Annotated in this window: 20 protein-coding genes; 15 read left to right on the forward strand and 5 right to left on the reverse strand. The window is 48.4% G+C overall.

The annotated features are described in order from the left end of the window. Positions 1 to 13 precede the first annotated feature (13 nt). From AC3G2T_RS14455 to AC3G2T_RS14465, 3 genes are read left to right on the forward strand one after another with little or no spacing between them, the layout of a single operon-like run. Positions 14 to 955, forward strand: a complete 942-nt coding sequence (locus tag AC3G2T_RS14455) for an ABC transporter ATP-binding protein (RefSeq protein ID WP_474682586.1) — start codon at positions 14 to 16, stop codon at positions 953 to 955. Beyond that, positions 930 to 1,709, forward strand: coding sequence for an ABC transporter permease (locus AC3G2T_RS14460; RefSeq protein ID WP_488435904.1), 780 nt, complete (start codon positions 930 to 932; stop codon positions 1,707 to 1,709). Before AC3G2T_RS14455 ends, AC3G2T_RS14460 begins: the two co-directional genes overlap by 26 nt. Continuing rightward, on the forward strand, positions 1,710 to 1,982 hold the full coding sequence (locus AC3G2T_RS14465) for a hypothetical protein (RefSeq protein WP_488435905.1): 273 nt from the start codon (positions 1,710 to 1,712) through the stop codon (positions 1,980 to 1,982). A gap of 189 nt (positions 1,983 to 2,171) precedes the next feature. Here AC3G2T_RS14465 and AC3G2T_RS14470 read toward each other — a convergent pair whose 3' ends face one another. Both AC3G2T_RS14470 and AC3G2T_RS14475 read right to left on the reverse strand, forming a co-directional pair. Next, entirely contained in the window at positions 2,172 to 2,564 is a 393-nt protein-coding gene (locus AC3G2T_RS14470) for a retropepsin-like aspartic protease (protein ID WP_488435906.1), read from the reverse strand. Further along, positions 2,554 to 2,808, reverse strand: a complete 255-nt coding sequence (locus tag AC3G2T_RS14475; RefSeq protein WP_488435907.1) for a hypothetical protein — start codon at positions 2,806 to 2,808, stop codon at positions 2,554 to 2,556. The genes AC3G2T_RS14470 and AC3G2T_RS14475 overlap by 11 nt, the downstream gene beginning before the upstream one ends. 668 nt (positions 2,809 to 3,476) lie before the next feature. Here AC3G2T_RS14475 and AC3G2T_RS14480 point away from each other — a divergent pair. The 8 genes from AC3G2T_RS14480 (at position 3,477) to AC3G2T_RS14515 (ending at position 15,066) form a co-directional block, all read left to right on the forward strand. Then, positions 3,477 to 3,869: a hypothetical protein gene (locus AC3G2T_RS14480; RefSeq protein ID WP_488435908.1), complete on the forward strand. Its 393-nt coding sequence runs from the start codon at positions 3,477 to 3,479 to the stop codon at positions 3,867 to 3,869. Positions 3,870 to 3,874: 5 nt separating this feature from the next. Continuing rightward, a complete protein-coding gene (locus AC3G2T_RS14485) occupies positions 3,875 to 4,120 on the forward strand; it encodes a DNA-binding protein (protein ID WP_488435909.1) in 246 nt (81 codons plus the stop codon). 851 nt (positions 4,121 to 4,971) lie between these two features. Further along, on the forward strand, positions 4,972 to 5,550 hold the full coding sequence (locus tag AC3G2T_RS14490; protein ID WP_488435910.1) for a hypothetical protein: 579 nt from the start codon (positions 4,972 to 4,974) through the stop codon (positions 5,548 to 5,550). A gap of 556 nt (positions 5,551 to 6,106) precedes the next feature. Next, positions 6,107 to 6,577, forward strand: a complete 471-nt coding sequence (locus tag AC3G2T_RS14495; protein WP_488435911.1) for a hypothetical protein — start codon at positions 6,107 to 6,109, stop codon at positions 6,575 to 6,577. A gap of 377 nt (positions 6,578 to 6,954) precedes the next feature. Beyond that, positions 6,955 to 7,332 carry a hypothetical protein gene (locus AC3G2T_RS14500; protein ID WP_488435912.1) on the forward strand — a complete coding sequence of 126 codons (378 nt, stop codon included), beginning with the start codon at positions 6,955 to 6,957 and terminating at the stop codon, positions 7,330 to 7,332. A gap of 200 nt (positions 7,333 to 7,532) precedes the next feature. Beyond that, positions 7,533 to 9,344 (forward strand): sensor histidine kinase, encoded by a 1,812-nt coding sequence (locus AC3G2T_RS14505; protein WP_488435913.1) that lies wholly within the window; start codon positions 7,533 to 7,535, stop codon positions 9,342 to 9,344. Continuing rightward, a complete protein-coding gene (locus AC3G2T_RS14510) occupies positions 9,319 to 10,461 on the forward strand; it encodes a response regulator (protein WP_488435914.1) in 1,143 nt (380 codons plus the stop codon). The genes AC3G2T_RS14505 and AC3G2T_RS14510 overlap by 26 nt, the downstream gene beginning before the upstream one ends. A gap of 198 nt (positions 10,462 to 10,659) precedes the next feature. Further along, positions 10,660 to 15,066: an S-layer homology domain-containing protein gene (locus AC3G2T_RS14515; protein WP_488435915.1), complete on the forward strand. Its 4,407-nt coding sequence runs from the start codon at positions 10,660 to 10,662 to the stop codon at positions 15,064 to 15,066. Between the two features lie 66 nt (positions 15,067 to 15,132). Here AC3G2T_RS14515 and AC3G2T_RS14520 read toward each other — a convergent pair whose 3' ends face one another. From AC3G2T_RS14520 to AC3G2T_RS14530, 3 genes are all read right to left on the reverse strand, one after another. After that, on the reverse strand, positions 15,133 to 16,443 hold the full coding sequence (locus AC3G2T_RS14520) for an FtsW/RodA/SpoVE family cell cycle protein (protein ID WP_488435916.1): 1,311 nt from the start codon (positions 16,441 to 16,443) through the stop codon (positions 15,133 to 15,135). Further along, positions 16,440 to 16,772, reverse strand: a complete 333-nt coding sequence (locus AC3G2T_RS14525; RefSeq protein ID WP_488435917.1) for a PadR family transcriptional regulator — start codon at positions 16,770 to 16,772, stop codon at positions 16,440 to 16,442. The genes AC3G2T_RS14520 and AC3G2T_RS14525 overlap by 4 nt, the downstream gene beginning before the upstream one ends. A gap of 189 nt (positions 16,773 to 16,961) precedes the next feature. Next, entirely contained in the window at positions 16,962 to 18,032 is a 1,071-nt protein-coding gene (locus AC3G2T_RS14530; protein ID WP_488435918.1) for a branched-chain amino acid aminotransferase, read from the reverse strand. A gap of 125 nt (positions 18,033 to 18,157) precedes the next feature. Between AC3G2T_RS14530 and AC3G2T_RS14535 the strand changes: the two genes are divergently transcribed. The 4 genes from AC3G2T_RS14535 to AC3G2T_RS14550 all read left to right on the forward strand — a co-directional run bounded on the left by AC3G2T_RS14535 (position 18,158) and on the right by AC3G2T_RS14550 (position 22,132). After that, on the forward strand, positions 18,158 to 19,027 hold the full coding sequence (locus AC3G2T_RS14535) for a LysR substrate-binding domain-containing protein (RefSeq protein WP_474682572.1): 870 nt from the start codon (positions 18,158 to 18,160) through the stop codon (positions 19,025 to 19,027). A gap of 110 nt (positions 19,028 to 19,137) precedes the next feature. Further along, positions 19,138 to 20,853 (forward strand): ABC transporter ATP-binding protein, encoded by a 1,716-nt coding sequence (locus AC3G2T_RS14540; RefSeq protein WP_488435919.1) that lies wholly within the window; start codon positions 19,138 to 19,140, stop codon positions 20,851 to 20,853. A gap of 87 nt (positions 20,854 to 20,940) precedes the next feature. Next, positions 20,941 to 21,738: a DUF2935 domain-containing protein gene (locus tag AC3G2T_RS14545; protein ID WP_488435920.1), complete on the forward strand. Its 798-nt coding sequence runs from the start codon at positions 20,941 to 20,943 to the stop codon at positions 21,736 to 21,738. Positions 21,739 to 21,859: 121 nt separating this feature from the next. After that, complete coding sequence (locus tag AC3G2T_RS14550) at positions 21,860 to 22,132, forward strand: hypothetical protein (RefSeq protein WP_488435921.1); 273 nt, start codon at positions 21,860 to 21,862, stop codon at positions 22,130 to 22,132. Positions 22,133 to 22,139: the final 7 nt, after the last annotated feature.

The raw sequence follows: 22,139 nt of genomic DNA on the forward strand, positions 1-22,139 counted from the left end.
GGTTCCACGTATAATGTCACAATCACCTGCAGTCGATGTCCGTAACGTAAGCAAAGTTATTGGGGGCAGAGACATTATTAAAAATATATCTTTCTCGATTCAGCCGGGAGAAATATATGGATTCTTGGGCCCGAACGGGGCCGGTAAAACGACGACCATTCGGATGATGGTCGGTCTGATTTCGATGACGAGCGGCGACATTTTCATTAATGGGCACAGTATTCGAACGGCGCGGACGCGAGCGCTGCAGCGCATTGGAGCGATTGTGGAAAATCCGGAGCTCTATCGTTATATGACCGGAAGGAAAAATTTAAAGCACTATGCGCAAATGTACGATAAACCGGTCCCTAACGACCGCATTGAAAAAATCATCCGTCTTGTCGAATTAGAGGACGCGATTGATCGCAAAGTCAAAACGTATTCCTTGGGCATGCGCCAGCGTTTGGGCATTGCCCAGGCCTTGCTGCATAAGCCTTCCATCCTCATTTTGGATGAACCGACGAACGGTCTGGATCCTTCAGGCATTCGCAAGCTTCGGGATTATTTGCGGAGCCTTGCTCTTCATGAAAATATGTCAATCCTGATATCCAGCCATCTTATATCGGAAATTGAGTTGATATGCGATCGTGTCATCATTATACAAGATGGCCGGTTGGTCGATGAAAGAACACTGAGGCGGAAGGAGGAAGAGCAAACCAATCTGGTTGTGGAATTTGAAGTAACCGACGTGTTGAAAGCTGCGGAATCGTTGGGGGACAAAGGGACCGTTCAGGTCGGCGAAAGGACTGTAGCCATTGAAACGTCCAAAGACCAAATTCCCGAAATCGTACGCAGGCTAACACAGCTCCAAGTTGGCATTTATCGGATTAATACGAAAGAGACAGCGCTTGAAGATGTATTTTTAGATGTAACTGGAGGCTCGCGTGAACATGACATTTATACGGCTGGTCGATAACGAATTGATGAAGATCAACAGCAAGAGGAACACTTGGATATTTATCATATTTCTTGCTGTGGTCATCACTGCGATTGGTATTGTGATAAAGCTTTGGATCAAAGAAGCTGCAGAAGGGATGAACTATCTTAGCTTTTCGAGCATGGCCTTATCGGTCCTCTATCTCTTTGTTCTGATATTTGCAATTGTTTTAGGAGCACGGACATTAACCGAAGAGTTTAAGGACGGTACGATCAAACAGCTTTTGATTCGCCCGGTTAGCCGGAGCATGATCTTATTATCGAAATATGTATCCATCTTCGTTGTGATATTAGGTGTTCTGCTCTTCTTGATGTTGTTTAGTCTGGCGCTGGGGGCAATTATTTTCGGCTGGCATGCCCAGGATGGGATTTATTGGATGGTTTTGCTGAAGACTTGCCTGTATAAGCTTCCGTATTTAATTTTCTTCATTACATTTTCATTTATGATCGGGGTCGTGACCAGGAGTATGCCGCTGTCCATTACGATATCGATGGTGGCTAACTCTCTAGGGTCTGCCTTAACGTTCTTGGGCTCCAAGTATGCCTGGACGAAATACGTTATTTTCAACAATTTGAACTGGCAAATGTATGAAAAGGAATCGGCCATGAACGAAGGGATTGGCCCGAGTTTTCCAGGCATGTCGCTATCGTTTTCCATCGCCGTATTTGCCGTATATATATTCGTCTTTTTGTTCGTTTCCATGTTCATTTTACAGAAGAAAGATATCAAATGAATGAATACGCAGGCCAAAGCATGCATGTTAAAAAAATATGAGGCGTATAGTTATCAGGTTGCCTTTTATTTGCTGCAAAATGAAATCGAGGCCAGGACAGCGGCAGAACAAGCGCTGCTGGCGTTATTCGCCCAACAACGATTCTTTGAGCTGCCGGATTTGCAGAAACGCTGCGAGGTGAAATTATTAGCAATCAAACATTCGTTGGAGGTAAAAAAACAACGGTTATGTCAACAACACGAAACCGCTCGATTCTGTTCACAATCTTCCTAATTTTAATGGTGAAATTCAAATGGATGTTTGCCTTCTTGAAAGGGACTAAATTCGGCGGCACTTTGATAACGATGGGGTTAAGCCTGGGTACGTAATGCGGCGAGGTCCGACTGGGAGTCGGGTCTTGTGTCAGGGTAAGTTGGAGACGAAATGGGGACATACGCATAATGTATGTCCCCATTTTCAATGCTACATGGAGATTGCCGGATACATTTCCATTCGTTGAAGATCGATGACCATGTTGCCGGCTTTAAGTATGTCTAGACCAATGAGTCCGTTAATGTAATTAATACCATCGTGGAGTACGCCAAAATCAAGGCTTATATCTTTCATGACAAGGTTACCGAGTTGGACTCGATCTACCCGCTTTTGGAATGAAAACTCTTCTCCGCCAATTCCAAAGCTTCTTACAAGCTCATCTTCGTTCTCGAATTTAATGCCGATTTCGAAAACGATATCGGAGGATAGAATGGAATGCGCTGCGCCAGTATCGATCACTAATCTGTCGATAGTTAAAGAGCGTCCTTTATAACAAATGGTCATGGATGTTTGGAGTAAATTATGAGCATAATCAATCTGCATTTCGTCTACTCCTGTACAATGGGTTATGTCTAAGCAGGATGGTTATTTTCTCTTTGCCGGTATGATAGACGATGTTGTTGTTCTTGCACTTGAATAATTCTTTCGTTGCTTCGTCCGGGTCTTGAATGGCTCTAATCAAGGCGACTTCATCAACGTATTGGATATTATCTTCTGTATGGGAATTCAGGATTTCAAGCAGAACGTATTGGTTGGGGTAAATATTCCGAACTTCTTGCCATTGCATAGCACATACACCTCACTTACAGTATTTCTTACTTAAATTATACCATATAAAACGAACAAAAGAGCAGTAGCGATCTTAGAGAAGGCCAAGTTTCCAGGTCTTCTCTTTTTGCTTTTACAGGCTCCATTCTGAAAGAAAGAACGTGAAAACTGATGAAAAAACAATGTAACGAACCACAAATCGAACGCCGCTTTGAAGGGGAACTAACCTTGTCCGTTATTTTACGCATCTGGCTTAAAACCATTTCAAGGGTGACGCGATATGAGTTATAATCGGAGTCACCAAAGCAGCCTTATAGTTCCCTCTAACGATAAAAAATTCGGGAGGGAAAGACATATACGTAGCGACTTATGTTCGTTTTAATCAGCGGACGGAAAATGGCCAGACAACAAGGTATTATTACAACGGTCAGGATTTAATCGCCGAAGGAATTGTTAATGGAGGTACAGTAACCCAAAAGGCAAGCTACATTCGTGGTCATGGATTAGCTGCAAGATTGGATGCAAACGGGAATAAAACGTATTATTTGAAGAATGGTCATGGCGATATTGTTGGGTTAAGAGATGGTTCGGGGAATACGCTCAACAGCTACAGTTATGATATTTGGGGCAATCCGCTAACGACGAGTGAAACCATACCGCAACCATTCCGTTACAGCGGCGAGTTTTATGATAGTACAACATGCCGCTTTCAATGGCCTATCAGCTAACAAAGCTATTGTTAAAGGGACGGGTAATGGTGCTGACAATATAGCACAGTATGAAAAGCTCAAAACCCATCTCCAACAGGTAGATAAGTATGGCAAAGCTGAAGTAAATGAACTACCGGACGGTAGAATACGGTACTATGGAGAAGTAACTCCTGCTACAAAGCCAGGTGAAATGGTAGGAAGAAGAGTAGTTAGAGAGTGGAATCCAGGAACAGGTTTTAAAAGAACGTGGCATGAGACTTTAGACCAAGCCGGTAATATTAGACAGGTTAGACCTGATACTAAATTTACTGGTGGTAATAAGGTTCATTATCGATTCGATAGTAATGGAAACTACACGGGACAGTGGTGATTAATTTGGAACAGCCGACAAAAGAAGAAGTACTTAGAAAATTACGGTCAATTTTACATGGGAGTTTATCAAGGGAAGAAGTAGCTGATTGGGCTTCTGAATTCGTAATGCAAGATGAGCCTGTTGTTACTGATGATGAAGTGTGGGAGCTTTTGAAAATAGCTTCAGGAGTCGATATAAAAGATTCACCAGATGAATACTTGCATGTAGAACAAGATATTATCGATTGGATAAATAAGTTCAAAAGTTAAGAAATGCTTGGACCTTGATTGACCCTCGTACCTTTCAAGGTTCTTTTTTTCCAGAACTCATGATGGTAAAATTCACGATAAAAGCTAGTTTTTACGAAGTACCTCATGAAGGTAAATTTGTCGGTAAAACAATTTCCAACTTGAGGGGACGATTTCAGAATCACAAGAACCAGGAGCCCCGGTAATGCTGACACTCTAATGCCAAAGATGGTGAAAGCACCGAGAATAGCGTTTGCGAACCGCAGAACCAAAGCTCGTGAGTCTGACAGGCAAGATCGCTATTGTCACCGTCACTGGATTATGTCATACTAAGACCACCAATGGTGGTCAGTAGTCCGACAGCCGAGAGCAACTTCGTAAACGATCAAACTTAAAGCACTTGGAACCCTTCACCGGATTTCAAGTGCTTTTTTCCGTCCGCCATATAATACTTATTAGTCTCGTAACTATTAAATTTTATATGGTACCCAGGCGCGCACACCAACAACAAGTCCAAGATAAAGGAGTGCTAATGCCATGTTAGCTTCATGCGACGTTTGGTCAACATTGTGTACGGCATGATGAAAAACAAGACCGCCTACCAACTACCGACACAGGTAGAAAAACAGGCGGTATAACGGTAAAATAGGTGATGGTACAACCTCATTTGTTATTGAAGGACACCACACGACAGTTGCAAATACAATGCTTGGACGAGGTGGTAGCTTTAATATGAATACTCCCACAACACAGCTACCTTCAGCGACAAATGTATACTGGACCAAACAATGGTTTGAAATCTGGAAGAAGTCAATTAAAGTACTAGACTAATTAAAACGAATGTAAATGATTTTTGAAAGAAGTGAGATATTTTGAAGAAAAATAATATCTATGGTGAAATATTATATATAGGGCTTGTAGCAGAAAAAGGTCGAGTCTTTAGCGAAATGTGGAAATTTAATTATAGAAAAACATTAAAGATACATGTTGCTATATGGCAAAGAATACTCATGAGAATGAGTGACACTGCATACACCAAAGAAGATGAACAATTACTAAGAGACTTTATTGAATTATGTAAAAAAAGAAAGGATATAGGGAGATGTTATAACACTCTAATTGAATCATTTTCTGAAATTGAACAAAAAATAAATACTCGTATTGAAAACGTTCATAATACCAAAGAGGACACAGTGATCATAAGCTTGATGAATGATTTAGTCTTGGAATTAACAGAGTTATTGAAACCAAAATTAATAGTGGATAGAAAAAAAATACATCTAACGATAAGAGTTCTTCATAATCTTCCGAGATTTTTTTTGCAAAATCCACAAACGTACATTTATGGATTAAAAAATGTTGCTTCAAATTTTTATGATGTCATTGAATATTCATTTGGAAATATGAATCAAGAGATGAAAAATCGTTATATTAAATACAAAAATACTTAATCGGCAAACGGATGTTGAGTTGTCAATACAGATGTTGATTACTTTTGCTAAAGTAAAAAAGAATCTCCAAATGCTTGAGTGTCTTTTAATATCATGAGGGCTTCATACAGAACATTATTCGGATTCCTTGAGAAATGGATAAAAGTACTTCCTGAATTCTAATCTTAAGTCAATAGAAACCTTGATTGGCTTCATGTCTTTCAAGGTTTCTTTTCTTGTAGGGGATGGGTGACGAATGAACCCATCATTCAACTAATAATACATATAACCCATGTAATGCCCGTATAAAGATTTCGTCAATACGGTTGTACGCACATCAACGCTTGAATTTTTTTAATATCTATGCGGAGAATCAAATCTTTCAAGAAACAGGACATTTGTTTAGTGATGCGGCGAGGTCATCTTATATGGAGTCAGGTTCTCTAAAAGGAACATACGATAGCACAAAGACAATCCATTCTAAGTGGATCAATACTTGGGGAAGTGAAGCTGAATACGTTCAAGCACACGGATTATTAAGGAGGGGGTCCTCCCTTCAAGTTATCGGGGTGTTTTAATGAAAGTAAATAACTTTGAATTTAGAGAAGAAAATATAGACGGTCAAATATTGTACCTGCCTGAAATAGAGGTGTGGAAGGAACTTCTAGATAAGAACCCAATAATTGATGGAGAACATCTGTTAAAACATTCAGAGATGCTTAAACCATTGCTCGATAATTTAGAGATAATGAGTAAATATCCGTATGTTACTCTTGCATTTTATCGTGTCTCTCCATTAACACATAAGTGGTGGAGTTTCATTAACCTTATTAAAATAAACGAGGAATGGCAAAGGGTTCAACTGGAATTCATTGCTTGCAACTCATGTGATTGGAAGGGAATATCTGCAAATCCTACAATAATTGATTTATATTTTGGTCTACCGAATAAAAATGAGATGTTGGAGAAAGTATGGAAACTACCTTCAGTTATGTGCCCAAGATGTTCGGGTGAACTTCCAAGACGTTCAATTTGGGTCGAATGCTAGTCAGAGAATACTTGGTGGGACTATTATTTAAGAAATGGGAAATAACACATGTCGAACTCATTCAAACATTGGGTTAATCTTGTAACAACTTTAACAGATAACTCGTTGAACCTTTCATCGTTATGTTGTCCGGATTGTAGAGAGAAAAGGATTGATTTTCAATATGTTGGCGATCCTTTAACGCGTATAGGTTACTTAGATATTTGGTGCAATAACTGTTTTCGTGGAATTCATTTGTCAAGAGTGCGAGCGCCCGAATTTGTAGATATGATAAAGTTCGAAGATTATGACGATTCGATTAGACGGATTCCAAATTTCATGAAAATCTCTCCATAAAGTTATTGCTAAAAGGTTTTCCTTAAAGGAAGGTGATTTCCATGAAAACTATTTTTTCAAATGTAATGCTTGATAAAATAAAATTTATTGATGACAGGCATGATATTAAATTTGAGTTCTATGACTCTGGGAATGGAAATGATTTGGGTTGTATTATTTGCAAAAATATATTTTTATTTAATTGTCATACTGCATTTGAACCGAATGAGGATAGTTTTCCATGTTTTATTTTAGATGTAAATGTTGTGATTCTTGAGAATGATGATATTACTTTAAAATTTAAAGAATTAAACTATGGGTATACCGATAGAGATAAGCCAGTTGTTCCTAAAAGCAAGGATTATTATTTACTGAAAATTGAAGGCGGGCCAGTTGATATTTCAGTAATCTGCGAACAGATAGAAGTGAATAAAAAATAGACTTTTGCTTGAATTTTCCAAGACTACTACCTGCATTGTGTTTTTTCGGTGTTTTTTGCCTCTCTCAAGGGATTACTATGGAACTATCGATAGGAAAGATGATATCATATTTCCAGGTATGTTTTTGTCGAACTGTCCTGTGGGGCGGTTCTGCAGTCACTTGATACAAGGGAGACGCAGCCGTGGATATAAGGCTTTGGATGTCTATATTACTTTTCCTCGCAGCGGCGCTGATGGTGTTCGTCTCCTACTTGTCCTACCGGAAACGCCATCTGCCTGTTGCCAAAACGATGGTTCTGATCATGCTGGCAGCGGCTTTTTACGCGCTCGGCTACGGGTTTGAGGTGTTGAGCCGCAACCTGAACGAAGTGAAGCTGTCGCTTCAAATCGAATATTTGGGCATACCATTCGTCACTACGCTCTGGTTCTACCAGGTTATCCAATTTACCGGTACAGCGGCTCGCTACCGCAAGCATTTGGCGGTGGTATTGTTCGTTATCCCCGCAGCTGTGTTTTTCCTCCATTTGACCAACGACTGGCATCATCTGATTTATGAGCGTTATATCCCGAATGTGGACTCGTCGGTCCCATTGTACTTGACGGAAAAGGGACCATGGTATAAGGTGCACACGGTCTATAATTATTCCATTTTGCTGTGCGGGATGCTGCTGTTTATCCCGATGTATTGGCGGGCTTTGCCGATCGAGCGAAAACAAATCGTCGTCCTCCTTTTGGGTGCGATCGCGCCGATGTTCTTCAATTTGTTTTTCTGGACCGGCAATACCGTTGATCTGACGCCGTTCGGATTCGCCGTATCTGGGGTCGCCTACGTGTGGGGGATTTACCGGTTTAATTTGCTTCGACTAACGCCGCTGGCAATGGCCAAAGTGTTCGAAACGATCCGGGACGGGGTTGTCCTGTTCGATTATGAGGATCAAATCGTCAGCTATAACAGAGCTGCTGAAGAGGTGCTTCCTGAGCTCGGGTTGACGAAAAGCTATCCCGCCGATATGGTGAAGGTTCTGCCCTCCAGCCCGGAGCTGCTGGAACGAGTTCGCGCCGCAAGCGACGGGGACGAGCGCTTTCCGTTTCACAGATTTCATGGGAGCCGGACAAAGTATTACAACTGCAGCTTGTCGCTTATCTACGATTCGGGCGAGGTTCTGGTCGGTAAAATTTTGATGTTCAACGATATTACGGAGTTGAAGGAAAGCGAGGCCCGGTTGCGCGAGAACGCCCGGCAGCTGTCCGAATTGAACGCGTTCAAGGACAAGCTGTTCACCGTCGTGGCGCATGACATTCGCGATCCGATCGCACTCCTCGTCAGTTTGACGGAACTGCTGGGCGACGAACTGACCGCCGCTGATTTTGAGCATGCCGAATTAGTACGGGAACTCAAAGGACAGGTGCAAAGCACGTTTCATCTCGTCGAAAATTTGTTGGATTGGTATCGCAGCCAAAAAGGGAAGGTTGTGTTCCGCCCGTTAGGCTGGAATTTGCAGCAGGTCGTCAGGCAGGCATTGCTGCTTGCAGGCGCAAAAGCCGATATGAAGCAAATTCGGATGACGGAGCGAATCGACGAGAAGCTGACGGTCAGAGCCGATAAAGAGATGCTGGACCTTATTTTGCGGAATTTGCTTTCCAACGCGATCAAGTTTACCGGAGTCGGCGGGGCGATTGAGATCGGGGCCGTTCTGGATGGCGATCTGATCATCGTGTCCGTTCGCGACAACGGAGCGGGAATCGACGATCAGACAGCGGAGCTGCTGCGCCTGGAGGAGCCGTTTTTCAAGATGGCGGCTGTCGGGGACGATTCGGCGGATACGAGATTCGGGCTGGCGCTGACCCGCGAATTCGTTCGCATCCAGGGCGGCAAGCTTTGGTTCGAGAGCGAGCCGGGAGTTGGCACGACGTTCTCATTCACATTGCCCGGCTCGGCTGGTGTGCGGGATTCGTTTGATGACGGCGGAATGGGGGAGGAAGTATATGAAGGTTATTTTGGTGGACGATGAGCCGGCGATGCATTTGATTTTGCGCAAAATGCTGGACAAGCTGCCCGGGGTTCATGTGGCGGGCGCTTTTACGGATACGAAGTCCGCTGCTTCCTTTCTCAAAGAGAATGCCGACGTCGGTCTGGCTTTCGTAGACCTCTCTATGCCGGGCGAGAGCGGAATGGAGTTCGCCACTCAAATTGAAGCTTCGGATACTCCGCTGCAAGTTGTTTTCGTCACGTCGCACAAGGAATATGCTCTGGAAGCTTACGAATTGTCCGTGCTGGATTACTTGGTCAAACCCGTTTCCCAGGAACGGCTGCAGCGGGCGGTAAATCACGCAATGGCCAGCCGGAGGGTCGTCCATTCGCCAGCGCCGTCGGCTGCCGCAAATTCCGGCAGGGTCGTCCTAACGGTGCTCGGCGATGTCGCGGTGAGCAGCGAGGCGGGCCGCGTCAAGTGGATCTCGCGGAAATGCGCGGAGCTATTCGCTTACTTGCTGCTTTACCGCGGCAAACGAATACCCCGTTCCAGGCTGGTTGTGGATATTTTCGGGGGGATGAACCAGGCTAATGCAGAGAATTACCTGAATACGACCGTTTATCAATTGCGCAAATCTTTGGAACCGTTCGGCATGCGGGAGGCCGTACGCTCGGAGAATGACGGTTATGCGCTCGAATTAAAGGATCCCGTTATCGATTGCATAGAATTCGAAAAGCAAGTCGAACAGCTGCAAACCATCGAGGCCGGGAATGTAGAGAGGGCGCTGCAAATCGAACGGATGTATACGGGCGATCTGTTCGGGGACAAGGCCTATGTGTGGGCCATTCACGAAACGGAGCGCTACGCGGAATTGTACGCCTCATTCGTAAAGCGGCTTGCCGCAGTGCTCATTTCGCTTAGAGATACAGCCTCCGCATCGAAGCTGCTGCTCAAGCTGAAAGAGCGCAATCCGCTGGACGAATCGGTTATGCGCGATCTAATGATGATCCGCGAGATGACCGGGGACAAAAAAGGATTGACGGCGCTGTACACCGATTATGTCCGGCTTCTCAGCCGGGAACTCGGCATTCGTCCGTCCGATGAACTGATACAAATATACGATTTGTTGATAAGCCGTTTTTCCGGCAAAAAATAAATATTTCCGTTCGTTGATAAAAACCGCGAAGGCTTGATGCCGCGCGGTTTTTTTGGCTTTTCACAGCCGGGTTTTTCATTATTCTTTTATTTAGCTGCTGTAAACTGGCATTAAGTGGAGCCGAGTTCCGGCGGCGTCCCTTCCGTTCCGGCGGATATCGCGGATATTGGAAAGTGATGGATCGAGAGGAGAAGAGGAATGCGAAAGACAGGCAATAAAGCAGTGGCCCTGATGCTGGCTCTGATGATGGTGTTCGGCGCCATATCCGGAGGGGAGCTCGGAAGCGGCAAAGCTTTTGCGGCAGGCGATTTTTCAGGAGACGGTTCGTCTCTCGACCCTTACCTTATCGGAACTGCCGACCAGCTTGATAAAGTCAGGGGCAGTTATTTGGGTGCGAACATTTATTTCAAGCTGACGGACAATATTGATTTGAGCGGCTACGCAAGTGCGGGCTGGGTTCCGATTGGTGACGCGAATACTTCATTTCAAGGCCACATGGATGGCAATGGGTATAAAATAACGGGACTTACGATTAATAAAATGAACGACGATAATATAGGGTTATTTGGCCGCATTGATGCCGGCAGTTCCCTTACGAATATGAAGCTGGAAAATGTATCTCTAAACGGGATGCAGTTCGTAGGCGGTCTGGTAGGTTATAACGACGGAGGAACCATTACCGATAGTTACGCTTCAGGGACTATTGGCGGAACATATAATACAGGCGGCTTGGTTGGTTACAATGCCTCTGGCAAAATAAATACCAGCCATGCCTCCGGGAATGTGAACGGGAATGCGAGCGGAACCTTCGGCTTAGGCGGGTTGGTCGGTAATGCCACAGGGCTTGGCGGGACCATCAGCAACAGTTATGCCACAGTGGATGTAAGCGGCGGAAGTAACAGTTCGCTGACAGGCGGTTTGGCTGGCGGGATGTCCGATGGCAAGATCAGCGGCAGCTACGCCTTAGGGAATGTGAGCGGTGGAAGCAATAGCAAAGATGTAGGCGGTTTGATCGGCAATAGTACTTCTGTAACAATCAGCAGCAGCTACAGCTCAGGGAATGTGAGCGGAAGTTCAAACGTCGGCGGCCTGGTCGGCAACGAATCCGTTGGCGGCGATATCAGCAACAGCTACACATTAGGGACCGTGAGCGGGGGAGAAAGTGTAGGCGGCTTGGTTGGCCGGAAAAATGGCGGGACCATCAGCGGCAGTTACACCTCGGGAGGAGTAAACGGAGAAAGCAACAGTTATAATATAGGCGGTTTAGTTGGCGAAAACTACTCTGACAAGATCAGCGATAGCTATACAACAGGGAAAGTGAGCGGGGGCGATAATAGTTTTTATATAGGCGGCTTGGTTGGCTGGAACGGAAGCGCAGATATTAGCAACAGCTACGCCTCGGGGGATATGAGCGGAAGTAATAACGGCGTTTTTGTAGGCGGCTTGGTTGGGGGCGATGACGGCAATGGAACGACGACCAACAGCTTTTACGACGAAGAAACAACCGGACAATCCGCTTCAGCTGTAGGTGTCGGCAAACTAACTGCAGAGATGCGGAATCAAAGCACTTATGAAGCAGATGCTGCTCATATTTGGGATTTCTCGAATATATGGGCGATAGATTCGTTACATAATGGCGGGTATCCTTATCTGCGGGCTGCCCAGGCTTACCTGGACTATGACGGGAACGGCAGCACCGGCGGGACTGTTCCGGCCAGTCATTCTTACATGCCGGGAGCAACGGTCAGCATTTATTCGGGGACACTAACAAAGACCGGGTATATCTTCGATGGATGGAACACGCAAGCAGGTGGCAGCGGCAATTCATATAGACCGGGTGATTCATATATAATAACGGCAAATACGATCTTGTATGCGAAGTGGAACGCACCAAGCACGATCGCCACGCTGACCTCCGCGATAGGGACCGTAAGCACAGGCGGAACGGCGAATGAAAGCATAACGAATGTTCCCTACGGCACAACGCTAGCAGCGTTGAAAACAGCTATTACACCGGCAGCGGGTGCGACGTTTGAGGTCTATGATGCGGACGGAACAACTGTAGCAACCACATTAGAGACGGGCAAAAAAGTTATCGTTACCGCCCAGGATGGAACAACGAAGGTTACGTATACCGTAACCGTTGCGGCGAACAGCGCGAAGGACATAACGTCCTTCAGCTTCGAAGGGCTATCCCCAGCGGTGATAGGCACGATTAGCGGCACGGACATTACATTGACCGTACCGAACGCAACATCAGTAACGTCGCTCGTTGCGACGTTCACGAACTCAGCCGCATCCACGGTAAAAGTAGGCACCACCGTGCAAGTGAGCGGCACGACGGCGAACGACTTTACTTCGCCCGTAACGTACATCGTAACCGCGCAGGACGGAACGACGAAGAACTACACCGTCACGGTTGCAAAAACCCCAAGCGGAGATGCGACTTTGAGCGGGCTAACGCTGGCAAGCGGCACCCAAACGCTAAGTCCCGATTCGGTAACGGGAACAACCTATGTTTATCATGTAACGAACCCAATATCGAGTGTTACCGTTACGGCAAGCGTGTATGACAGCAGTTCCACTATAACGGCAAGCGTGTATGATAGTGACAATGTGCTTGTGCGGGGGGCCTTCAGCTTACCCAGCGGCCAGGCATCGAGTCCGCTTCCGCTCCAAGTAGGCGGTAACCGCATCGAGTTGACCGTAACCGCGCAAAACGGCTCCAGCATGACTTACAAGTTGAATGTAAACAGAGCCTCTGAAGCAGACAGCAATGCCTATTTGCAATCCTTGCAAGTCAATAAGGCTATTTTTGATTTTAATCAGAACATCCCTGCTTATACGGTGTCTGTGGGCAATAGTGTGGATGTCATCACATTAAATGCCGTTCCCGAAGAGAGCCTGGCTCATGTAAGAATCAACACTGAACCCGCAACTTCCAAAGAAATCCCGCTGCATGTCGGAAGCAACCTCGTCGCCATAGAAGTTACGGCACAAGACGGCAAAACGACAATGACATACAACGTGACCATCAAAAGAGCGATAGCGATCACGGCTGATTCCATCACACCGGTTCAGGTAACGACGGAGCCTGTCACGATTACCGTTCCGTCCGGCATCACGAATGCCAGGGTTGCTCTCTCGCCGGTTACGGCAGGATCAAATAAAGAAGCCGTACTCCCGTTAGTCGAAGTCAAAGCGGCAACCTCGCTGGGAGTTGTGGAAGCGGTGATTCCGGAAGGTACGAAAATTACGGCCCCTGTCGCCTGGGACGGCATCATGAAGCTGCCGGAAATGCAGAGCAATAGCAGCGTATCGGTCACTAACGGTAACGTGAGCGCAGTTATCGAATTTGGTTCCGCCGATGCAACGCTGACTTTTGACAAAGCGGTGCGGCTGCTATTTCCGAATCAGGGAGGAAAATTAGCCGGATACGTACGAAATGGCATTGCAACCCAGATTACGGGCTCCATTACAGCAGACACCCAAGCAGCGGCAGACCGCGAGATTGCCGCAGGCGGGGATGCGGTATTGACGGTCGGCAGCGACCTTGTCATTTGGACGAAACACTTTGCCCGATATTTCTTCTACTTACCAGTCACTCCTGCGAACAACGGCGGAAGCGGCGGAGGCAGTGGAGGCGGTGGGGCACCGGCTAACTCCGGGACGATTTTGGCGGCTGCCGGGGGGACGCTCATTTTGAACGGAGCTACAGTAGTAGTTCCGGCCGGAGCTACGGACAGCGACATTCGGGTTACTGTGGATAAAGGAAGCGATACATCGAAACTGCCCGCTGACCCTGCTTTGAAGTTAGTAAGCGACGTCTACGAAATTACGAAGGATAAAGCAGGGGATTTTACCAAGCTTGTTGTTATTACGCTGCCTTTCGACAAGACCCAAGTCGACTCTACAAAATCTTCGGTTGGCCTGTATTGGCTGAACGAACAAACCGGCAAGTGGGTGCGGCTGGACGATCAGAAAGTGGATCAGACCAACGGGACGGTGTCAGGAACTGTCCGGAATTTTTACAAATTTGCTGTTCTGGCTTCGGATCGACAGGAGGTAATTCCGCCTCAAACGAAAATCGTCGACCTCAAGGGGCACTGGGCCGAAACGAACGTTCTCGAACTGATTCGACTAGGTGTGATTACCGGTTATCCGGACAACACCTTCAGGCCGAATAATCGGATTACGAGAGCCGAATTTGTGACCATCATCGTAAAAGCTTTTCATCTCCGGGCGCAAGCCGGCAAAAGTTTTGCCGATACCGGAGCCCATTGGGCCCGAAGCGCCATCGAGACTGCCGCTGCGCTTGGCGTCGTTACCGGGTACAGCGACAGCGTCTTCGGTCCTGACGACCTGATCACCCGCGAACAAATGGCGGCGATCGTAGTTCGCGCGGCCGGGCTCAATGCCGCGAATCAGAGCCGCAGCTTCACGGACAGCCCGGATGTATCCGACTGGGCTCGAACTGTCCTGGCTACCGCGGCTGCCAAAGGCCTAATCAACGGTTACGAGGACGGTACCGTTCAACCTAAAGCCAACACCACACGCGCTGAAGCGGTGACGGTTATTTTAAGAGCGCTGCAGCTAGCGAAGTAAAAAAAGAAAACGATCAAGTCCCGTTTCACGAAGAGGGATTTGATCGTTTTTTTTCGTGCCTGGCCGTCAGACCCGGGGGACGAGGTCTTTGCGCCGATACACGCTGAGCATCAAGCCCATCGCAGCCAGTTGGACAACGACCACCGTGCCCGAGTAGCTGATAAACGGCAGCTGAAAGGAAGTCATTGGCGCCCACCCGAGCGACATCAGCATGTTCCACAAATATTGGATGGCAAATACGCTTAAAAGCCCTGCCGCCAACGCTTTTCCGTACCGGTCGCCCACGATAAATGAAATGCGCGCGGCCCGTACGATGAACATTACCGCTCCCACAAAAATGGCGACGCCCGCAGCCCATCCGAAGCAGTAAATGAGAAAAGGATACATCATCTCCGCGTGAAGTTCAGGCAACGATTTGAGCAAAGACCCGTAACCGTGCCCCCACCAGCCTGCGGATTGAATCGCTTTCATGGATTGGACCGTCATGTAATTCATACCGTACGGATCGTCCGTCGGATCCACGAACGCCAGCAAGCGCTGCATGCGGTAGGGGCTGTTGACCGCCAAGACAATAAAACCTGCTGCGAACAGCATACAGTGGGCTAAAACTGCGTACAGTTTTCTCAATACGATTAAAATGATCATGCAGCCGAAGAAAAAGAGCAGAAAATCGGCTATAGAAGGGATGGACAAAATCAGGGCGCCGGGAAGCAGTATCGCGCCGACATATTTCCAGAGCGTCCGCAGCAAGGATGTTCCATCTCTAGCCCCCCGGTCAGCCGCCCATATGCCCGCTAACGAAACGAGCAGCAGATAAGGGGAGACGGCACCCGCATTAAAGCTGGCAAATCCGAATCGAATGAACGAAGACGCACCATTCACCATATTTCCAAACAGATTGACATAGGCCAGCATGATAATCGTTATGCCGTAGAGAGGCCACGAGAAGGCCATCAGCTTGCGGTAGTTTGCAAAACAAATCAGCAGCATCAAGCCCGCGCCTGCACTTACAAACAACACCTGCTTCATTTGGAAATAATCTCCGTACCAATCGGGTAAAGAGAACCGAGCCGCATACACGCCCAGAAAGCCGACCATGATAAAGACAGCCGTCAGGGCAATCAATCCCCAATCCATCCTGGGGCGATGCGCTTTGTGAAGCTGTTCTCCGATGACGGCGGGATCGCCCATTTTCTTGATCGCCGTCCGGACGGCCTCGTCCGTCCCCAACCCTTTCGCAAGCTCCTCGTCCACCAACTCCTGTAAATGGTTCTCCAATTCCAGCCTTATTTCCCGATGAACTTCCCTGGCCTTGATGGGCCTGCATACTTGCTGCAAAAAACGCTTAATCTCATCATGATTGCGAATTGCGCTCATGCGTTGCCTCCTTCCAAAACCTTATCGACTGTGCTGCGGAAAAGGACCCACTCCTGCTTCCTCACATTGAGCTCGGCTCTGCCGTCTTTCGTAATCCGGTAATATTTGCGCTTGCGCCCTTCATGCTCGTTCCAGTAAGCTTCGACAAGCTTCTCGGATTCCAGAGTGTGCAGAAGCGGGTAAAGCGTGCCTTCCTTCAAAGTAAACACGCCGTCCGAGCCCTGCTCCATTTCTTTGGTCATCTCGTACCCGTACATATCCTTCCGAGCCAAAAGGGTCAAAATCAAAATAACGGTACTGCCTTTCATCAGTTCTTTGTTAACTTTCACAGGCCCGCGCCTCCTCGCTCAAAATCAAGCCGACATACCTCGAATATATATGCATCGAAAATCTATGTATAAGTGTAAAAGAAAAGCCCGTAAAGGGCAAGTATTCTTTCCAAAAGGTACCGGACGGCTCCGCCAAAGCCTTCCCCGCCCCCCGACTCGACACTCGGCCGCGACCAGGGGGAGGCTGAATCAGCAGGGAACATTCCAGCCAAATGTATCGGCAATGATGCCGTTTTGGATGCCTGTGAGGGTCTCGTACAGTTTCCCGGTAACGGGTCCTGTCTGTCCATGATTGACGGCCATCGTCTGGCCGTTCCAGTGCAAGCTGCCGATCGGCGAAATGACCGCCGCCGTGCCTGTGCCGAACGCTTCCTCCAGCGTGCCGTCCGCGAAAGCTTGAGCGATTTCGTCGATCGAAATTTTCCGCTCGCTCACAGGCATTCCCCATGCCGCGAGCAGATGCATGATGCTGTTCCGGGTAACGCCGTCGAGAATGCTGCCGTTTAGCGGCGGGGTGACAATTTCCCCGTTCACCTTGAAGAAAACGTTCATGCTGCCGACTTCCTCCAGGTACTTTCTCTCGGCGGCGTCCAGCCACAGCACCTGGGAGCAGTTGTAATCCTTGGCGAGCATCTGCGCTTTGAGACTGACGGCGTAATTGCCCGCTGTCTTCGCGTATCCCATGCCTCCCTGAGCGGCTCTGGTGTAGGTTGTTTCCACATGAATGGCGACAGGACGAATGCCCTCCTCATAATAGCTGCCCACCGGCGAAAGAATGACGGCAAAAAGGTAGCGGGAAGAAGCGCGCACGCCAAGCCCGGGTTCCGTAGCGATCATAAAAGGGCGGATGTACAAAGAAGTTCCCTCTTTCCTAGGAATCCAATCCTCGTCCACGCGAATGAGCGCTTGCAGCGCCTGAACGAAAAACGCCTCGTCAACCGGCGGCATATTGAGCCGTTCACACGATTGATTGAACCTTGCCGCATTTTTGTCCGGACGAAAGAGCGTGATTTTATTATCTTTGGTTCTGTAAGCCTTAAGCCCTTCAAAAATAGCTTGCCCATAGTGAAAGACCATGGCGGACGGATCAAAAGACAGCGGAGCGTAAGGGACGATGCGGGGATCGTGCCAGCCTTGCTCCGTTTCATAATCCATCAAAAACATATGATCGCTAAAATATTTCCCGAAACCCAGCGCTGCGTCCTGATCGGGCACAGCTTTTTTGTGGCTGCATCGTTCGATGCGAATTGTTCCATACATGCGTTTTTCGCCTCCGTCGTATATTTTGCCCTCATTATAACCCACTATAAAGAAATGGCTTTCATTGATCAATTCCAATCTATCGATTAAAATAATAGATACCATCTATGATTTGGGGGCGAGTTATGGAGCTTAGGCTGCTGGAATATTTTTTGGCTGTTTGCGAGGAACTGCATGTGACGAAAGCTGCGGAAAAACTGGGCATCAGTCAGCCGACCTTAAGCCATCAAATCCGTTTGCTGGAGCACCGTTTGGGGGTGCCGCTGTTTCGGCGGATCGGCAAAAAAATTTATGTAACGGAAGCCGGGGACATTCTTTACAAGCATAGCAGAAACATTTTTCACGAGATGGAGCAAGCCAATGCGGCAATCAATGAAATCAAAGGCATGCAGCGGGGAAGCTTGCGGATCGGCTGTTCCGGCAATCATTTGCTGACGGCGGCGGTCCAGTCTTTTCACGCGCGGTATCCGAGTATCGAGCTGTCGGTTACGGAGCTTGCGACGGAAGAGACGCAGGAGGGGCTGCTCAATAACCGGCTGGATTTGGGCGTGGTCTTTTTGCCGGCGCAAGATGAGCAGTTGGAGAGCATTCCGCTTTACAACGAGCAACTGCAGCTTGTCGTCTCGAGCAAGCATGAGCTTTCCGGGGCGGAGTCCGTCAAGCTTCGCGAACTTGCGGATATTCCGCTGGCCATGCTGCAAAAGAAGTTCCATGTCCGGCAAATGATCGACCGCTATTGCGCCGACATGGGGATCACGCTAAAGCCCGTCGTCGAGATGTCCACCCTGGATTCCCTGCTGCAAATGGCAAGAAACAGCATGGGCGGAGCGATCCTGCCGAGATCTTACCTGATGGGCATCAATGACGCTAACGTGCATGCCGTATCCATCGTCGATCCGGTACCGCAGCAGGAAGTCGGCATCGTATTCCGTAAAGACATGTACCAATGCACGACGACGGATACGTTTATCGGCCAGCTGATCAGGCACTTCTGAGTGCGCCTGCCGGCAGGAGATCTTTTGTATAAAGGAAACATTCCGTTGATAACGGTTCTCAATATGTTTACAATATAAGGATGTGCATAAGACAAGGAGGAGAAAGCGGGATGCTGCGGCGTTTTTTTTCGTATTACAAGCCTTATAGGAACTTATTTATTTTGGATTTTGCATGTGCCGTGATCGCGGGGCTGCTGGAGCTTGGCTTTCCGCTGGCTGTGAACCAGGTTGTCGACAAACTGCTGCCGGCCGGGAATTGGACCTGGATACTATGGGCGTGTGCGGGGCTGTTTGCCGTGTATGTTTTAAATTCAATATTGAACTTCATCGTTACATATTGGGGTCACAAGCTGGGGATCAATATCGAAACGGACATGCGCAAAAAAATGTTCGAGCATTTGCAGAAGCTGTCGTTCCGCTTCTATGACAACAATAAGACCGGGCAGCTGATGTCCCGGATCTCAAACGATTTGCTCGAAATCGGCGAGGTGGCGCATCATGGCCCCGAGGACTTGTTTATTGCCGTTATGACATTGATCGGCGCGCTTGTCCTGATGATGCTGATCAATGTGAAGCTGGCGCTGCTGACGTTCATTGTCGTGCCGCTGCTCCTCTGGCTGGCGATTTATTTCAACCGCAAAATGACGGTAACGTTTCGCCGCATGATGGGCGATTTGGCCGATTTTAACGCCAGAGTGGAGGACAATATCGGCGGTATCCGCGTGGTGCAGGCGTTTGCCAATGAGGATTACGAGAAAAAATTGTTTGCCGAAAATAACGGCCGTTTCCGCTTGACGAAGCTGCTGGCTTACAAAATTATGGCATGGAATGTATCGATCAGCTACATTCTGATGCGATTCGTGACGGTGTTCGTGCTCATTTGCGGCACCTGGTTCGTCATTCGCGGGGAAGTCAGCTATGGGCAATTTATCGCTTTTGTGCTGCTGACCAACGTATTCCTCGGTCCGATCCAGAAAATCAACAACGTTATTGAAAGTTATCCGAAAGGAATTGCCGGCTTTAAAAGGTACGTGGAAATCATCGACACGGAGCCGGATATTGCCGATATGCCCGGGGCGATCGAGGCGGCGCCATTCCGCGGTGAGATTCGCTTCGACCGGGTGTCGTTCGGGTACGAAGGCGATGCGGACGTACTGAAAGGCATCGACCTGTCCATTCGCGCCGGGGAGACGATCGCGTTCGTCGGGCCGTCCGGCGCCGGCAAAACGACGCTGTGCAGCTTGCTGCCGCGGTTTTACGATGTGACCGGCGGCAGTGTCACGATTGACGGTGTGGACATCCGTCACATCAAGCTTGCCTCGCTGCGCCGCCAAATCGGCATCGTGCAGCAGGACGTGTTCCTGTTCTCCGGATCGATCCGGGAGAACATCTCTTACGGTAAGCTCGGCGCGAGCGAAACCGAGATTTGGGAAGCCGCACGGCGGGCGCGGCTGGATGAATTTATCCGGTCCCAGCCGGAAGGCCTGGAGACCGTTATCGGCGAGCGCGGCGTCAAGCTGTCCGGAGGACAGAAGCAGCGGCTCGCCATCGCGCGGATGTTTCTCAAAAATCCGCCGATCCTGATCCTCGACGAAGCGACTTCGGCGCTCGACACGGAAACCGAAGCCGCCATCCAGGCTTCGCTGGCCGAGCTGTCGGCGGGCCGCACGACGCTCGTCATCGCGCACCGGCTGGCGACGATCAAGAACGCCGACCGCATTATCGTCGTCACGGAGCAGGGCATCGCCGAGCAAGGCGCGCACGACGAACTGCTCGCCGTCGGCGGCGTCTATAGCCGCCTGCACCAGGCGCAGTTCCGCGCTTGACGGTGACGTTACCCGCTCAGCGTTATATATCCATCAGCTGCCTCATATCCTTACATAAGATTCGTGAACGTAAGGGAGGTCAGTATTTTGGACCAGGCGGCACTTTTCGAACATCAGTTCTGGTTGCAAATCTTGGGAGACCACAGCCGATTCATATGGAACACGCTCTCTCCCAAGGAAGCCGGATATATTCAGGAGGCCGGGCAGTTCATCCGCTCTTTTGACCACTTGTTGGATTTTGCCCGATCGGCCTCAACCGATGAGGATCTCATAACTCTCAATCAGCACGCTCTTCCTCTAACCGATCAATTGCGGACATTCAAATTGGAATTGCTGAAAACAATGCTGACCGGAAAAATAACGAGTGGACTTACGCCAACATTCGTCAATCATATGGTTAATGAGCTGGAGGAGTATTTGCGCATATTAAACGAACTGGCCGCGGGTAGGCCGGTTCCTCAATACAGCGCGCTGCATCACGACTTGCTGTGGCTGTCCGACGCAGCCGGTCATGCAGCTATCATCACAAGCGATCTGGATATGGTCGAGAACCGATTGATGGAGAAGAGTCAGAGATTTGAATTTCATTTCCAGCAGTTTTATTTGAAAAGTATCGAAATGGCCGGCTATATGAGGGCCCAGGTGACGGATTTTCCGGCGTTGCGGAAGTTCCATACGGACATCAATATCGAGATGAAACTGTTTACGGCCTTTTTGCACGAGCTGGAAGAGCTGGGGTTGTCGGCCGAAGTGCTCGACCGGATTTCGCCGCTGATTCCGGATCATATGATGCGCGAGGAGTGCTATTACCTAATGAAGTTGGCGAGTCTGGGTGTGATTCCCATTTGGAATTGCGATCCCACCAAGCCGAGAATCGACGAGTAAGCATGTTCCGTGGAAGCGGCTCGTTTTTGGAAAAACCTGCGATTGCCAGGCTGCCCGGAAACCAACACGCCAGAGCCGGCACGTACTGCGCACAGCTCCTGGCGCGCGGCGTTGCGCATGCATGACGGCGGTCGGTCGGCCGCATGGCACAATCTGCCTGGCTCCGGTTGCGCTAAGAAAACCTGCAAAAATACAGTTTTTGCCCGATAGATACGCCGGCCACGACATATTCCTGCAATTGTGCAGGCTTTTTGCCGGGAACATGGGCTCAGATTCATTTTCGCCGAAAATTCCTGCACTTTTGCAGGTTTTTCGCCAAAATAAACGATTATTACAGAAAAAGCCTGCACTTTTGCAGGTTTTCGAACAAGTCGCGATACTCTATGAGGGCTAGGGGAACG

The organism is Paenibacillus sp. sgz302191 (genome assembly GCF_057749925.1).